This is a genomic window from Vibrio sp. 1288, assembly GCF_033344475.1.
Genome location: NZ_JAWPOX010000315.1, coordinates 1 through 831 on the forward strand (window position 1 = coordinate 1; position 831 = coordinate 831).

General features: G+C 45.7%; 1 protein-coding gene and 1 pseudogene. Both read right to left on the minus strand.

The window, feature by feature from the left end:
- Positions 1 to 385: pseudogene (locus tag R8O11_RS26480) on the minus strand (glutathione S-transferase family protein); the annotation flags it as partial.
- 212 nt (positions 386 to 597) lie between these two features.
- Positions 598 to 831: oligopeptide/dipeptide ABC transporter ATP-binding protein (locus tag R8O11_RS26485; protein WP_412035079.1), on the minus strand; the 234-nt coding region annotated here is incomplete at its 5' end.

An 831-nucleotide genomic window follows, 5' to 3' on the forward strand; every position in this document is an offset into this window, starting at 1 on the left:
TCTTTTTGTCCCACAAAACTGGCACCGTAACACGCCCTGTGTAGTCGGGTTTCGCTTGAGTGTAGATTTGGTGCAGACGTGTATGACCAAACAGTGGCTCGGGTAAACCCATTTGCCAACCGTGACTGAGCATATCAGGGCAAACAACAGTCACATCAATGTGTGGCTCTAGACCTTTCAACATACGGAAGATAAGCGTTCGATGTGCCCAAGGGCACGCGAGAGAAACATACAAATGGTAACGGCCAGATTCTGGTTGGAATACCGCCTCTGAATCAGTTTTAATCCAGTCACGAAATCCAGCGTCTTCACGAACGAACTTCCCGCCATTCGCTTTTGTGTCATACCACACATCGTGCCATACGCCTTCGACCAACTTACCCATGATTGCTCTCCTATTTCTTATGTCTCCCTTTATATTAGAGATTCATAAGAAACAGAAAATCATCACGCTTAGGACATCTTGTTCAAGAAATTCGAATGAGCATTGAAATTCATGTTCAAAGAAAATGAGCATAAAAAAAGCGCGACCCTAGTAAAAGGAATCGCGCTTAAGCCCGTCACAGGCTGAATTTACTTAACCTAACATTTGGTTGGTTACACGCTCACGTGAATACAAGAAACCGCGTGAATGTCTGTACCTTCAATCGTAGGTTTGGTTTTTGCACACTCTTCTGTCGCTTGAGGGCAACGAGTACGGAACACACAACCTGAAGGAGGATTGATTGGTGATGGCAGATCCCCTTCCAACATTTGGATGGTTTTATTGCGTTCTAACTCTGGGTCTGGGATTGGAACCGCCGACATCAGCGCACGCGTATAAGGGTGCTT